The sequence below is a fragment of the Allobosea sp. GW823-FHT02B03 genome (assembly GCF_058797755.1).
In genome coordinates this window covers 774,553-787,666 of the sequence record NZ_JBXAJY010000002.1, presented here as the reverse complement: position 1 = coordinate 787,666, position 13,114 = coordinate 774,553, and the positions used below count along the sequence as shown (strand labels likewise).

General features: G+C 67.6%; 17 protein-coding genes. 9 read left to right on the top strand and 8 right to left on the bottom strand.

The genetic code is table 11. From position 1 onward, the window contains the following. Window positions 1-159 precede the first annotated feature (159 nt). The 8 genes from AC1REK_RS08805 to AC1REK_RS08770 all read left to right on the top strand — a co-directional run bounded on the left by AC1REK_RS08805 (window position 160) and on the right by AC1REK_RS08770 (window position 5,124). Window positions 160-369: a cold-shock protein gene (locus AC1REK_RS08805; RefSeq protein ID WP_066471138.1), complete on the top strand. Its 210-nt coding sequence runs from the start codon at window positions 160-162 to the stop codon at window positions 367-369. Between the two features lie 141 nt (window positions 370-510). Then, complete coding sequence (gene rpsU / locus AC1REK_RS08800) at window positions 511-786, top strand: 30S ribosomal protein S21 (RefSeq protein ID WP_492268335.1); 276 nt, start codon at window positions 511-513, stop codon at window positions 784-786. A 33-nt stretch (window positions 787-819) separates the two neighbouring features. Beyond that, a complete protein-coding gene (locus AC1REK_RS08795) occupies window positions 820-1,077 on the top strand; it encodes a hypothetical protein (RefSeq protein ID WP_492268336.1) in 258 nt (85 codons plus the stop codon). Between the two features lie 149 nt (window positions 1,078-1,226). Further along, the gene (lgt, locus tag AC1REK_RS08790; protein ID WP_492268337.1) at window positions 1,227-2,069 is read left to right on the top strand and encodes a prolipoprotein diacylglyceryl transferase; all 843 of its coding nucleotides are present in this window, start codon (window positions 1,227-1,229) and stop codon (window positions 2,067-2,069) included. Then, window positions 2,066-3,172 carry a class I SAM-dependent methyltransferase gene (locus tag AC1REK_RS08785; RefSeq protein WP_492268338.1) on the top strand — a complete coding sequence of 369 codons (1,107 nt, stop codon included), beginning with the start codon at window positions 2,066-2,068 and terminating at the stop codon, window positions 3,170-3,172. Before lgt ends, AC1REK_RS08785 begins: the two co-directional genes overlap by 4 nt. A gap of 17 nt (window positions 3,173-3,189) precedes the next feature. After that, window positions 3,190-3,954, top strand: a complete 765-nt coding sequence (pgeF, locus tag AC1REK_RS08780) for a peptidoglycan editing factor PgeF (protein ID WP_492268339.1) — start codon at window positions 3,190-3,192, stop codon at window positions 3,952-3,954. A gap of 100 nt (window positions 3,955-4,054) precedes the next feature. Then, on the top strand, window positions 4,055-4,339 hold the full coding sequence (locus AC1REK_RS08775) for a DNA methyltransferase (protein ID WP_066471148.1): 285 nt from the start codon (window positions 4,055-4,057) through the stop codon (window positions 4,337-4,339). Window positions 4,340-4,494: 155 nt separating this feature from the next. Further along, a complete protein-coding gene (locus AC1REK_RS08770) occupies window positions 4,495-5,124 on the top strand; it encodes a 2-hydroxychromene-2-carboxylate isomerase (protein ID WP_492268340.1) in 630 nt (209 codons plus the stop codon). A gap of 13 nt (window positions 5,125-5,137) precedes the next feature. Here AC1REK_RS08770 and AC1REK_RS08765 read toward each other — a convergent pair whose 3' ends face one another. Together AC1REK_RS08765 and AC1REK_RS08760 are read right to left on the bottom strand one after the other, a co-directional pair. Beyond that, on the bottom strand, window positions 5,138-5,887 hold the full coding sequence (locus AC1REK_RS08765) for an SDR family oxidoreductase (RefSeq protein WP_492268341.1): 750 nt from the start codon (window positions 5,885-5,887) through the stop codon (window positions 5,138-5,140). Beyond that, window positions 5,877-6,674: a glycosyltransferase family 2 protein gene (locus AC1REK_RS08760; protein WP_492268342.1), complete on the bottom strand. Its 798-nt coding sequence runs from the start codon at window positions 6,672-6,674 to the stop codon at window positions 5,877-5,879. The genes AC1REK_RS08765 and AC1REK_RS08760 overlap by 11 nt, the downstream gene beginning before the upstream one ends. A gap of 398 nt (window positions 6,675-7,072) precedes the next feature. Between AC1REK_RS08760 and AC1REK_RS08755 the strand changes: the two genes are divergently transcribed. After that, on the top strand, window positions 7,073-7,723 hold the full coding sequence (locus AC1REK_RS08755; RefSeq protein ID WP_492268343.1) for an outer membrane protein: 651 nt from the start codon (window positions 7,073-7,075) through the stop codon (window positions 7,721-7,723). A gap of 210 nt (window positions 7,724-7,933) precedes the next feature. Here the strand turns inward: AC1REK_RS08755 and AC1REK_RS08750 are convergent, their stop codons facing one another. The 6 genes from AC1REK_RS08750 to AC1REK_RS08725 form a co-directional block, all read right to left on the bottom strand. Next, window positions 7,934-8,539: a glutathione S-transferase gene (locus tag AC1REK_RS08750; RefSeq protein WP_492268344.1), complete on the bottom strand. Its 606-nt coding sequence runs from the start codon at window positions 8,537-8,539 to the stop codon at window positions 7,934-7,936. Window positions 8,540-8,574: 35 nt separating this feature from the next. Further along, complete coding sequence (locus AC1REK_RS08745) at window positions 8,575-9,426, bottom strand: 23S rRNA (adenine(2030)-N(6))-methyltransferase RlmJ (RefSeq protein WP_492268345.1); 852 nt, start codon at window positions 9,424-9,426, stop codon at window positions 8,575-8,577. Window positions 9,427-9,575: 149 nt separating this feature from the next. Beyond that, entirely contained in the window at window positions 9,576-10,250 is a 675-nt protein-coding gene (locus AC1REK_RS08740; RefSeq protein WP_492268346.1) for a ribonuclease T2 family protein, read from the bottom strand. A 9-nt stretch (window positions 10,251-10,259) separates the two neighbouring features. Next, a complete protein-coding gene (locus AC1REK_RS08735) occupies window positions 10,260-10,763 on the bottom strand; it encodes a hypothetical protein (RefSeq protein WP_492268347.1) in 504 nt (167 codons plus the stop codon). 130 nt (window positions 10,764-10,893) lie between these two features. Beyond that, window positions 10,894-12,027, bottom strand: a complete 1,134-nt coding sequence (gbd, locus tag AC1REK_RS08730) for a 4-hydroxybutyrate dehydrogenase (RefSeq protein WP_492268348.1) — start codon at window positions 12,025-12,027, stop codon at window positions 10,894-10,896. 178 nt (window positions 12,028-12,205) lie between these two features. Then, entirely contained in the window at window positions 12,206-13,111 is a 906-nt protein-coding gene (locus tag AC1REK_RS08725; protein ID WP_492268349.1) for a DMT family transporter, read from the bottom strand. Between the last annotated feature and the right edge of the window lie 3 nt (window positions 13,112-13,114).

Sequence of the window (13,114 nt, the reverse complement as noted above, 5' to 3'; positions counted from 1 at the left end):
AAAGCGTTTCCGGATTCCATATCTATGTCTCGATATTAGGCCGAACGACTTGGCCTCGGTGCTCGTGAACGCGCCGCGCTGACGATCTTCCTCCTCTGTTCGAAATCGCCGCTGCACTAATTCGTGCGGCTTCATCAAGTACGACTGTAGGAGGCTCCCATGAGCTCGGGTTCGGTCAAGTGGTTCAACGCCACCAAGGGTTTTGGTTTCATTCAGCCGGATGACGGCGGTCAGGACGTCTTCGTCCATATCAGCGCCGTCGAGCGGGCAGGCATGCGCGATCTGCGCGATGGCCAGAAGATCAGCTACGAGCTGGTGCAGGACAAGCGCTCCGGCAAGATGTCGGCGGATAATCTGCGCGCCGAATGAAAGCCCGCTGCTACGGGGCAAGCGATCTGAAAGGCGACCACGGATGTACTGGCGCCATCACGTAACGCTCTGAAGCAAGGGCTATCGAGGGGTCGGGACATCAAGCCCGGCCCTTTTGCTTTTTTGAAGAGAGGATGTCCGATGCAGGTTCTTGTGCGCGACAACAATGTCGATCAGGCGCTTCGCGTCCTGAAGAAGAGGATGCAGCGCGAAGGCGTGTTTCGGGAAATGAAGCAGCGCCGATCCTATGAAAAGCCGTCGGAGCGCCGCGTGCGCGAGCGCGCCGATGCCATCCGGCGTGCAAGGAAGGCGGCTCGCAAGCAGGCGCAGCGCGACGGCCTGTTGCCCGCGCCGAAGCGTAAGCCGCCGCTCGGCAGAACGCCCCGGCCCGGTCTGCCGCCCGTTTCGACGAACTGACGCGCGTCCGGCGCCAGCCGGGGAGAGGTTGCCATGTCGAGCCGCAGCATGAAGCTGGAAGATGCCAAGGCCCGCGCGCAGGTCGCCTTTGAGAAAACCGAGCAGCGCAAGCGCGATGCCTCGCAGGTCTGGCAGGCGATCGAGGACGAGGCCCTCCAGGTACGCCTTAAGACGGAACGCCTGAAGGCGCTGCGTCTCGCCAAGGAAGCGAGCGAGGCCGAAGCCAAGGCCAAGCTGCCGGAGCCGAGCGAAGCGAAGCCGGTCCGCCGTCGCCGGGCCAAGGATAACTGACCGCGGTTCGACGATTCCGGGCTGCCGTGGCCGGAGCGCAGGCTGAGCCTGCCGATGCGGTCGCCGGCGGGAGAGCGGTGCGCATTTCCGCTTGACCGCGCCCTGTCAGCGTTCGACATCACGCGCAACGCCCCCCGGATTGCCTGCCCATGCCCGTCTTCGTCCTTCCCTTCCCGGTGATCGATCCGGTCGCGCTCCAGATCGGGCCGCTCGCGATCAAATGGTACGGGCTCGCCTATGTCGCCGGGCTGCTCGGCGGCTGGTGGTATGCTCGCAAGCTGGTGATGGCCGATGGGCTGTGGGGTGGGCGTGCTCGGCCCGGGGCCGACCAACTCGACGACATGCTGCTCTTCGTCGCGCTCGGCGTCGTGCTCGGCGGGCGCCTCGGCTTCGTGCTGTTCTACGATCTCGAACGCTATCTCGCCCGGCCGCAGGACATCATCGCGGTCTGGCAGGGCGGGATGTCCTTCCATGGCGGACTGATCGGGGCCGCGACCGGGCTCGTCCTGTTCGCCCGCCGGCGCGGCGTGCCGGTGCTCAGCGTCTTCGATCTCTCGGCCGCGGTCGTGCCGATCGGCCTGTTCCTTGGCCGCATCGCCAATTTCATCAATGCCGAGCTCTGGGGCCGGCCGGCGCCGGACGTGCCCTGGGCGATGGTCTTCCCCCATGCCGGGCCGGTGCCACGCCATCCGAGCCAGCTCTACGAGGCCTTTGGCGAGGGGCTGGTGCTCTTCATCCTGCTCGCTCTCATCGTGCGGGCTGGCGGGTTCAAGAGGCCGGGCCTCGTCGCTGGCGTGTTCGGCATGGGCTATGCAGTGGCGCGCATCGTCGCCGAATTCTTCCGCGAGCCCGATCCGCAGCTCGGCTTCCTGTTCGGGACGGGCAGCGGTGCCGGTGGCGGCCTGACCATGGGCATGCTGCTGTCGATCCCGCTGTTCCTGGCCGGTCTCGCCCTGTTCCTGGGCGCCCGGCGAGGGCCGGCGCAACCGTGACGCCGCTGGCGCTGGACCTCGCAGGGCTGATCGCACAGGAGGGGCCGCTCAGCCTCTCCCGCTACATGGCGCTCTGCCTCGGCCATCCCAGCCATGGCTACTACATGAAGCAGGACCCGTTCGGCGCGGAGGGCGATTTCACCACAGCGCCGGAGATCAGCCAGATCTTCGGCGAGCTGGTCGGGCTCTGGGCCGCGACGGTCTGGCGGATGATGGGCGAGCCGGCCGCGTTCCGCCTCGTCGAGCTCGGACCGGGACGTGGCACGCTGATGCAGGACATGCTGCGGGCGGGCAGGGTCGTGCCGGGCTTTCGCGAGGCGCTGACGGTCCATCTCGTCGAAACCAGCCCGGTGCTGCGCGAGCGGCAGATGGCGACGCTGGCGGCGAGCGGCGTCGCGCCGCATTGGCATGAGCGGCTCGACCAGGCGCTCGAAGGCCCCGCGATCGTCGTCGCCAACGAATTCCTCGATGCGCTGCCGCTCGACCAGTTCGTGCTGACGCCAGAAGGCTGGCGCGAACGGCTGGTCGGCCTCGACGGCGAGGGGCGCTTTGCCTTCGGCCTGTCTGCCGAGCCCGAAAGGCAGATCGCGCGCGCAGCCCCGCAAGGCGCCGTGCTGGAGCAGCCGCTTGCGGCGCTGGAGACGGTCGCGATGGTCGCGCGCCATGTCGCGGCAGAGGGCGGCGCGGGGCTCTTCATCGACTATGGCGCGGCGCAGACCGGCTTCGGCGATACCCTTCAGGCGATGCGGCAGCACGGATTCGTCGATCCGCTGGCCGAGCCCGGCGATGCCGACCTCACCGTGCATGTCGATTTCGCGCGCATGGCGCAGGCTGGGTTGGCGGCCGGCGCGACGGCGCACGGTCCGGCAACGCAGCGCGATTTTCTGCTGGCATTGGGACTGGAGCAGCGCGTCGCGGCGCTGTCGCGGCGGGCGACGCCGGAGCAGGCGCGCACGCTCGCCGCGGGTGCGAACCGGCTGGTCGAGGCCGGCACCGCTACCGATATGGGGCAGCTCTTCAAGGTGCTGGCACTGGCCGACCCGCGCCTGCCGCTTCTGCCCGGATTTGACCTTCATCGCCTGCCAGAGCAGGCCGCCCCCTGAAACGGAGCCGGAAAGCGATGTTCATCACCTCTCCTGACCTCGCCGGCGAAACCGGCATCCGGCACGCCTTCTTCACGCGCGAGGGTGGGGTCTCGACCGGGATCTACGCCTCGCTGAACGGCGGCGTCGGCTCGCAGGACGACCAGGCCCACGTCACCGAGAACCGCGCGCGGATGGCCGCCCATCTCGGCGTCGAGCGTGACAAGCTCGTCAGCATCTACCAGGTGCACTCGCCGGATGTGGCGGTGGTGACCGGTCCCTGGCCGGATGAGCGCCCGAAGGCCGACGCGATGGTGACGATCGCCCATGGCGTCGCGCTCGGTGTCTCCAGCGCCGATTGCGGGCCGATCCTGTTCGCCGACAGCGAGGCGGGGGTCATCGGCGCGGCCCACTCCGGCTGGAAGGGTGCTTTCGGCGGCGTCGTCGGCGCGACCGTGACGGCGATGGAGAAGCTCGGCGCGCGCCGCGAGCGCATCGTCGCGGTGCTCGGCCCGACGATCAGTGCCGCGGCCTATGAGGTCGGGCCGGAGTTCATCGAGCGCTTCAAGGCAGAGAACGCGACCTATTCGCGCTTCTTCCACGCTTCCGAGCGTCCGGCTCATGCGATGTTCGACCTGCCGGCCTTCATCGCCCACCGCGCCCAGGAGGCGGGAATCGGCCGCTTCATCGATCTCGCCCTGTGCACCTATGGCGACGAGTCCAGATTCTACAGCTATCGGCGCACGACCCATCGCCAGGAGGCCGACTACGGCCGGCTGATCTCGGCGATCGCGCTGGGCTGATCCTCGCTGGCCTGCCCTTGCGTCATCTTTTGTTGCTTGCGGGACGGGACGGAGTCATCCTTCCGCGGTCATCCACCATCAACATGGCTGCGGGGGACGCATGGAACAGATCCTGATGAACCTGGTCGCCGGCGCGATCGGCGGCAATGCGGCCGGCAAGGCTTCGCCGACCTTCGATCTCGGTACCATCGGCAACACGATCGCCGGTCTTGTCGGCGGCGGCGTGCTCGGCCAGCTGGTTCCGATCGTGCTGCCGGCGATCACCGCGGCGGCGGCAGGCGGCAATCTCAGCATTGGCGGCATTCTCGCCAACCTGATCAGCGGCGGTGCCGGCGGCGCGATCCTGACCGCGATCATCGGCGCGGTGAAGAACAAGGCCGCCTGAGGCGCGCAAAGCCGGAAAGCGCTCGTCGTCGCCGAAGGCTCGGACGCTGCTGCTCAGCCCGTTCACGCGATTCGCGCATGAGCATTCGCGCCGGAACGACTTGTCGCGGCGCATCGCTAGAGGGCAATCTCTCGCGCCTTGCGTGGAGACCGGCGATGCAGCGACAGATCGACTATTACTTCTCCCTCCTTTCGCCCTGGACCTATCTCGGGCACGAGCTTTTCCTGTCGATCGCCGCGCGCCATGGCTGCGCCGTCAACTATCTTCCGGTGCCGCTGCGTTTGGTCTTCGACGAGACCGGCGGCCTGCCGCTGCCCAAGCGCCACCCCGTACGTCAGCGCTACCGCATCCTCGAACTGCAGCGCTGGCGCGAACGGCGCGGCAAGCCTCTCAACCTGTTCCCACGCCATTTCCCGCTCGACATCGCGCTCGCGGATCGGGCGTTGATCGCCGCGACGCTCGCCGGCAAGGACCCCGGTGCTTTCATGGAGCGCGTGCTGGCCGGTGTCTGGGCGCAGGAGCTGGACCTCTCGCAGCGGGCGCTGGTGATCGAGATGGCAGAAGCGTCCGGGCTCGACGGCGAGGCCCTGGTCGGCCAGGCCGAATCGGAGGCGGTGGCGGCGCGCTATGCCGCGTCGAGCGAGGCGGCGGTCAAGGCGGGCGTCTTCGGCGCGCCCAGCTATGTCCTCGGCGGCGAGGTGTTCTGGGGCCAGGACCGGCTCGAACTGCTCGATGACGCGCTGGCGAGCGGCCGGGCGCCCTACAGCACCGAGGCCAAGGCCTGAGCGCTCCGCGCCGTCAATCGACGATATCGGGCGTGCGCCAGGACAGGTGCTGGCCGGCGTCGACCGCGATCATCTGCCCGGTGATCGCCTCGGCACGGGCGAGATAGAGCACCGCGTCGGCGATCTCGCGGGGCTCGACCTTGCGGTTCAGCACCGTGCCAGCCGCCTCGGTGGCGAGGGCGCTTTCGCCGCCATGGGAGTTGGCGAAGGTCGGGCCCGGACCGACGGCGTTGACGCGGATGCGCGGGGCGAGCGACTGCGCCATGGTCGTCGTCGCCGCCAGCAGCGCCGCCTTGGTCAGGGTGTAGGAATAGTATTGCGGCGTCAGCTTCCAGACGCGCTGGTCGATGATGTTGACGATCGCGCCTTTCCGGTCAGCCGGAAGCCGGTTGGCCATCGCCCCGGCGAGGACAGAGGGCGCGCGCAGGTTGGTCGAGAACTGCCGGTTCCAGCGCAGCACCTCGAGGGAGCGGACATCGTCGACCAGGAAGCTCGAAGCGTTGTTGACCAGCAGTGTCACCGGGCCGAACGGCGCCTCCGCCGCCGCCGGCAGGCCGTCGGTGGAGGCGGCGTCGGCCAGATCGGCTGTGACGACGGCCGCCTGGCCGCCCTTTTCGCGAATCTGCGCGGCGAGCTCCTCGGCCTCGCTGCGGGACTGATTGCAGTGAATCACGACCGCATAGCCCGCTTCCGCCAGGCGCTCGACGATGGCGCGGCCGATGCGTCGCGCCCCACCGGTGACGAGTGCGACTTCAGCGGTCATCATGACCTCCCTCACGGCGCTCGCCGCGGCGCTGGAGCCGGCGCTCCCAGTGCTTGGCGACGCGCAGATAGCGATAGAATGCGTAGTTCATGGCCGTCATGAAGCCGTAGACACCGCGCAGCGCATGGCGGCGGCCGATATAGGCCTTGAAGAAGTTGCCGGGGAACTCCAGCGCCAGCCGCAAGGCCGAGAGCGTCGCGCCACGCTGATCGAGGTCGTCGGCTTGGGCGTCGCTATAGGAATTGAGCTTGGCGATCTGCTCGCCGAGCGAACGCACGGAATAGTGGTGGATGGTGCCTTTCAGCCGGCCGACCCGGGTTCCGGGCTGAAGTTCGACCCTGTCATGCACCGGGGAGGGCGAGTAGCGCCCCTTGTCGCTGCGATAGAGGCGTACCGGTGTCAGGGCGTAGGCAAAGCGGTGCGGCGCGCCCTCGCCGGGGAACATCTCGGCGATACGCAGTCTGTAGGCTTCCTCGGGGGGCTCCCCCGTGGCGAACAGGGCGGCGATCTCGTCCACGAGCTCGGGAGGCGCGACCTCGTCCGCATCGAGGTTGAGCAGCCAGCGATGGCGGCACTGGTCCTCAGCGAAGCGCTTCTGCTGGCCGTAGCCGGGCCAGGGGTTCTCGATGACGCGCGCGCCGAGTCCGGCGGCAACGGCCTGCGTGCCGTCTGTCGAGCCGGAATCGACCACCACGATGTCGTCGCTCAGCGAGCGCACCGCCGCAATGGTCCGGCCGATCCGGTCGGCTTCGTCGCGGGCAATGATGAAAATCGAGAGAGGCGGCACGCAAAACGTCTCGGTGGCGGGCGGGAATGTCGGCTAAAGCATGGGGCGAGGGAGCCTGCAAGCAGCCGGGCCGGCGGGCCCCCGAGAGGCGGGCCTGCGAGGAGCGCGGGAACCGAATTCAGATTGCGGCGTTAATGTGTTCGCGTCGTCCAGTCATAGATTTGGCGGCTGCCGATACGTTACCGTTTGATTCACCATTCACGCTATCTTAACAATCACTAACCGAAGTTGATCAATATGCCTTTATGGTTCCGCATTCTGCCGCAATTTCGCCGCGGTCTGGCAAGCAGTTGTGTTTTCGCAGCAACAGACACGGCCAGCGAATACCCCTATAACGGGGACATCGAAATCACCGTCGGTCCAGCGCCGGCCCCAGTGACGACACCAAGGAGTATACTATGAAGAAGTTTCTGCTCTCGGGCGTTGCGGCCCTTGGCCTCATCGCCGCCGGCGCTGCCTCCGCTGCCGACCTGCCGAGCCGCAAGGGCCCGGTCGTTGCTCCGGTCTACGTTCCGGTCTTCACCTGGACCGGCTTCTACGTCGGTGCCAACGCCGGCTACGGCTGGGGTAACGTGAGCCTCAACGGCTGGGCAAACAACATCGGCGACCTCGACGGCTTCGTCGGCGGTGGCCAGGTCGGCTACAACTACCAGATCGGCCAGTTCGTGGTCGGCCTCGAAGCTGACATCCAGGGCGCCGATCTCGGCACCGGCCGCGACGTCTTCGGTGACAGCGTCAAGACCGAGTACTTCGGCACCGTCCGCGCTCGCGTCGGCGTCGCCTTCGACCGGTTCCTGCCCTACGTCACCGGTGGTTGGGCCTACGGCAACGTCAAGACCTCGATCCCGGGTCTGGCCTTCTCGTCCGACCGCACCCACACCGGTGGCTGGGCTGTCGGCGCGGGCGTCGAGTACGCCTTCACCAACAACCTGATCGGCGGCGTCGAGTACCTCTACGTCGACCTCGGCGAGAAGAACATCGCTGGCTTCGGCACCAAGGTCGGCACCGACTTCTCGGTCGTCCGCGCCCGCCTCAGCTACAAGTTCTGATTTCTCCTCCCGGAGACGGAACGAGACCCGGTGGCTTCGGCCACCGGGTTTTTCTTTGCCCGGAGCTTGGCCGCCGTGAAGCTTTTCGCAGCCTTGTCTTGCCCGGACATTGCACAAAAGGCCGCCCCTCAGGAGCGGCCTTGTTCGGAACTGCAATCGGATAGACGGGGCGTAGCGCCGTGAACCGTCTGGCCGGCTATGAGGCTACCGTCAGCCCTTGAAGCGTGTCGCCTCGAAGGCCGGCACCTTTGCAGCGAAGGCATCGAGCCAGGCGACGAGGCGCGGATGCGCTGCGCGCCATTTGCCTTCATGGCGCAGGTCGAGATAGCCGAGCGCGCAGGCAAGTGCGATTTCGCCGATTCGCGGGCGGTCGGCAAAGGCCGGCGGCTCGGCTTCGAGTGTAGCTAGCGCCCGGTCGATCTTGCCCTGCTGGTTCTCGACCCAGCCGGCGTGGCGCATCTCAACCGCCCTGAAGCGGACTTCGTAGACCTGGAGCAAGGCTGCGTCGCAGATGCCGTCGGCGAGCGCCTGCAGCCGCAATTGCGCGAAGCGTTCCGCACCGGCCGGGATGATCCGCCAGCCACCGGCAAGATGGTCGAGATAGTCGACGATGACCCGCGAATCGAACAGGCTCGACCCGTCCTCGAGGACAAGGGTCGGTATCTTGCCGAGCGGGTTCTGCTTACGCAGAGGGTCGGCGGGGTTGGTGGTGTCGGCCACCAAGATCTCGATCTTGTCCGTGAGACCGAGCTCGATCATGGAGATCTTGACCTTGCGGCCAAAGGGCGAGGCGGGGGAAGAACGCAAGGTCAGCATGGCAAGGCTCTCGGGCTCGCTGCGAATCGGAACGATCAGCCGTCGGGGCGGATCGCCTCGCATCGATAGCGCGGCCGCGGGCCTTGCGCGAGGCGCTCGCACAGCGCCGGCAGCAGGATTTCCGCTTCCTGCGCGAGCAGCCAGGGCGGATTGACGACCAGCAGCCCGGTCGCGCCGAGACCTCCGGCTGCCTCAGGCCGATCGACATCGATCTCGAGCCTGAGCAGGCGGCCAATGCCGGCGTCCGAAATTGCCGATACGAGGCCATCCACGGGCCGCCGATCCTTGATCGGATACCAGAGCGCGTAGGTGCCGGTCGGCCATTTGCGCCAGGCGGCGACGAAGGCGTCGGCGAGCGTCGCAAACTCGTCCTTCTCCTCGAAGGGCGGATCGATCAGGACCAGTCCGCGCCGCTCCTTTGGCGGCACATTGGCGCCGAGGGCGACCCAGCCGTCGATGGCCAGCGCCTTGCAACGCGAGTCGCTTCCGATTGCCTGGACCAGCTTGCGGTGGGTGTTCTCGTGCAGCTCGGCGGCGATCAAGCGATCGTCGGCGCGCATCGCCTGACGGCAGAGCCAAGGCGAGCCGGGGTAGGCGTCGGCGCCGTAGAGAGCTCGAGCGGCCGCCACCGCCTTGCGCCAGGGGGCGAGCAGTTCCTCCACCGCCGGGGCGAGAAGGGACTGGTCGAGCCGTGCCACGCCGTCGCGCCATTCATGTGTGCGCAGAGCCTCGTCCGAGCCGAGATCGTAACGTCCGGCGCCGGCGTGGGTGTCGATGATGCGGTAGGGCTTATCCTTGCCGTTGAGATGCGTGAGGATACGCATCAGCATGACGTGCTTCAGGATGTCGGCGAAATTGCCGGCGTGAAAGCCGTGACGGTAGTTCATGCAGCGGTCTTAGAGCATTTCCTTGAAACGCGGAAATGCTCTAATCCCTTGTTTTATCGGATTTTCTTCAAGCTGACCGCTGACGGCTCTGCTTGAGCATGCCCGGGCCCGATCTCGCTCCGGCTGATATCGGCCGTGGCAGCTAGGGCTCAGGGACTGGCGTTGACCTTGAAGTCCGGCGCCCGGCAGCCGGAGCGGTCGACTTCCTGGCAGGTGCGGAAGCTCCGCAGGTCCCGGGTGAAGCAGATCCGCACTTCCTGGAGCACGCCGCGGCGGCAGGCGACCGACATCATGTCGGTGCGCAAGCCGGGATTGGCGGCAACGAAGGCGCGTTCGAGATCCATCGGCGTCCAGATCTGCTCGCGGCCGCTGTCGCGCAGGGGAGGCGGGATCACGATCTTCTCGCGGGCGCGGCGAACATCGGCGAAATAGTCGCTCGGGCTCGAGCCGGTGCAGGTGCCGTGCTTGCGCCATTGATAGCGGGCGAGCCCTTCGGACGGGAACAGCCCCTCGGCTTCCGACATCGCCATTCGTGAAGGACTGCGCCCGGACGGGCCGCAATCGGTCGGATAGCCTCGCTCGTTCTGCGGCCAGAGCCCGTGCACGACGAAGCCGAGATTGGCGCCGGGCGCGCATTGCTCGCGCGCCCGCCCGCGGCCGCCATCCTCCAACTCGCAAAAGCCCGGCGACCAGGAGAGGGCGAGCACATAGAAATCAAAATCGCCGGGCGCACCGCCACGGCTATGCTGCGCCTGCGCCGGAGCGCCGAAGGCAACAAGACCGAGCAGCGCCAGCGATGACAGCCAGGCGCGTGAAAGCTTCATGCGCCGACGTTACCGCTCGGGGCCGGGGCGCGCCATCTGGCAGCCGGGGGCGTAGGAGCGGTGGCGGTCGAGCCCGTCGACGCACCAGTTGACGTTCCAGGTCCAGCCGAACAGGCCGAGGTTCTCACGCACGGAGTAGTCGACCCGGCGCAGGACGCCGTCATTGGTCATGACGCGCGCGGTGCAGAAGCGGCGCGGGATGAAGTCCGCACCCCAGGGGCGCCAGGCGATCGGCCGGACATGGTCGAAGCTGACAACTCGCAGCGGGCCCCAGAACTTGGCTTCGCGCGAATTGAACCAACTCGTGATCTCGCCCAGCACCGCCGGGTCCTCGCAGGCAGGCAGGTTGCCGTACATCGGGATGATGCGTTCTTCGGCGCGGTCGGCCGGGTCGACATAGCGGCCGCCCGAGCGATAGGCCGGGTCGCCATAAACTTCACCTCCTGCCCGCGCCGGCAGGGCAGCGAGGCAGAGCGTGGCGGCAAGGGCCGAGAGGAGCGAAACGCGGCGCATGGGCGGCCTTCGGAAAAAGGGACTGAATCCGTTCCGCTACGATGGCGGCGAGCCCCGTTCCGGTCAAGGCGACGGTTGCCTTTCGGGCGCAAACCGTCGCTGATTGTGACTTTCCTATCGCGCTTTCCGGTCAGCCGAAGGACTCTTCCAGCATGGCCTCATAGTCCGCGGCGCTGGCGGCGCGCGGATTGCTTGCGCTGGAATGATCCTTCACCGCGGCCTCTGCGATGGCGGGCAGGACCTCGCGCGGCACGCCCATCGCCGAGAGCGAGGCCGGCATGCCGAGCCTTGCGGTGAGGCCGGCGATCCATTCTGCGAGATCGGCATCGGCGGAGAGGCCGAGTGTGCGACGAATCTCGGCATACTTGTCCTTGGCCGAAGGCTCGTTGAAGCGCAGCACGGCCGGCAGGAGCACGGCGTTCAGCGTGCCGTGATGCAGCGAGACCTGCTTCAACCCGCCGAGCGGATGGGAGAGGGCGTGCACGGCGCCGAGCCCCTTCTGGAAGGTGAGGCCGCCCTGCAGGGCCGCCATCAGCATTTCCTTGCGTGCCTCGCGGTCGGAGCCGTCGACGACGGCGCGTTCGATATGGCCGACCGCGCGCTTCAGCCCGTCCAGCGCGATCGCCTCGGCGACCGGGTTGTCGCGCGGGCTGAGATAGGTCTCGATGCAATGGGTGATCGCGTCCATGCCGGTCGCGGCGGTGAGCCAGGCCGGCAGGCCGAGCGTCAGCTCGGGATCGCAGATAGCGAGCTTCGGGATCAGGTGGGGCGAGATGAAGCCGAGCTTGCGGCCGTCGTTCAGCGTGATCAGGGCAGCGCGGCCGACCTCGCTGCCGGTGCCGGCCGTGGTCGGGATGGCGATGACCGGCGCGACCTTGGCGGTGATCTTCGGGATGCCGCCGAGGATCGCGGCATAGGTTTCGAGCGGACCGTCATGGCCGGCGAGTAGGGCGACGCCCTTGGCGAGATCGATCGGCGAACCGCCGCCGATGGCGATAAGCCCGTCGCAAGCGTGCTCGCGATAGACGGCGAGCGCGGAGAGGACGGCTTCCTCGGTCGGGTTGGTTGGGGTCTCCGCGAAAAGCGCGGCATTGCCGAGGACAGGCGAGACGGCGCGCAGGCGCCCGATCAGATCGGTGGCGGCGAGGCCGCGGTCGGTGACGATCAGCGGACGGGAGATGCCGAACTGGGCGAGGCCGTCGGCAACCGCCTTCAATTCGCCGAAGCCGAACTGCACCGTCGTCAGATAGGAGATCGTCGCCATCATCGTTCCTCGCCAGCGCCCGGCTCTGCGGCCGGGCCGGAGACTTGTCGCGCGTCCGCGCCGACGATACCAGCCCCGCAGCCCCGACCTCGACGCAGGACACCCCGGCAGGGAGCGGGACGATCGCCAGACGGCCGAACCGGCAGCGGGCTGCGGCGGCCGCCGCTGGCGCGCGCGCTTAGTTCTGTTCGACGCGGTCCTTGGCGGCTGCCTCGGACAGCGCGTTTCCGGCCCGCCTTTCGAGCACGAGCAAAGCGAGGCCGGCGGCGATGATGAGGGCGGCGCCGAACAGCATGGTCGGCGTCGGCCAGTCGCCGAAGACGAACCAGCCGAACACCAGCGCCCAGACGATCAGCGTGTACTGGTAGGGCACCACGACCGAGGCCTCAGCCAGCTTCAGCGAGCGCGTGACGCACAGATGCGCGACCATGGCGATGATGCCGAGCAGGCCGAGCAGGCCGAGATCGGCAAGGGTCGGCGTCACCCAGCCGGTGGGCAGCAGCACGAGGCCCATCACCAGCGCGCCGAGCGTCTGCCAGAAGACCAGGGTGACGTCGGGCGTTCCGCGCAGTTGCCGGCCGGTGATCATCATGGCCGCAAAGGAGAAGCTGCCGACCAGCGCAATGATCGCCGGCAGGGACAGGCTCTGCCCGGAGGGGTTGAGCGCGATCGCGACGCCGACGAAGCCCGCAGCCACCGCGAGCCAGCGGCCGGCATCGACCCGTTCGCCGAGTAGCAGCGCCGCCAGCACCACCGCCCAGACCGGCGCGGCCAGCCAGAGTGTCATCGTGTCGGCGAGAGGCAGATAGGAGACTGCCCAATAGAAGAGAGCGACCTCGCAGGAGCCGAGCGTGACGCGCAGCAGCTGCAGGCCGGGCCGCTCGGGGCGTAGCGTGCGGCCTACGCCCTGCTTCACCACGAAGGGGATGATCACCAGGAGTGCGGCTGCCGAACGCAGGAGCAGGACCTGGCCGACCGTATAGGTCGCGACCAGCCATTTCCCCATCACGTCGTTGAGCGAGAACAGCAGGATGCCCAGCAGCATCATTGCGATACCGGCGAGCGTGGTGTTGCGGCTGGGCATGGC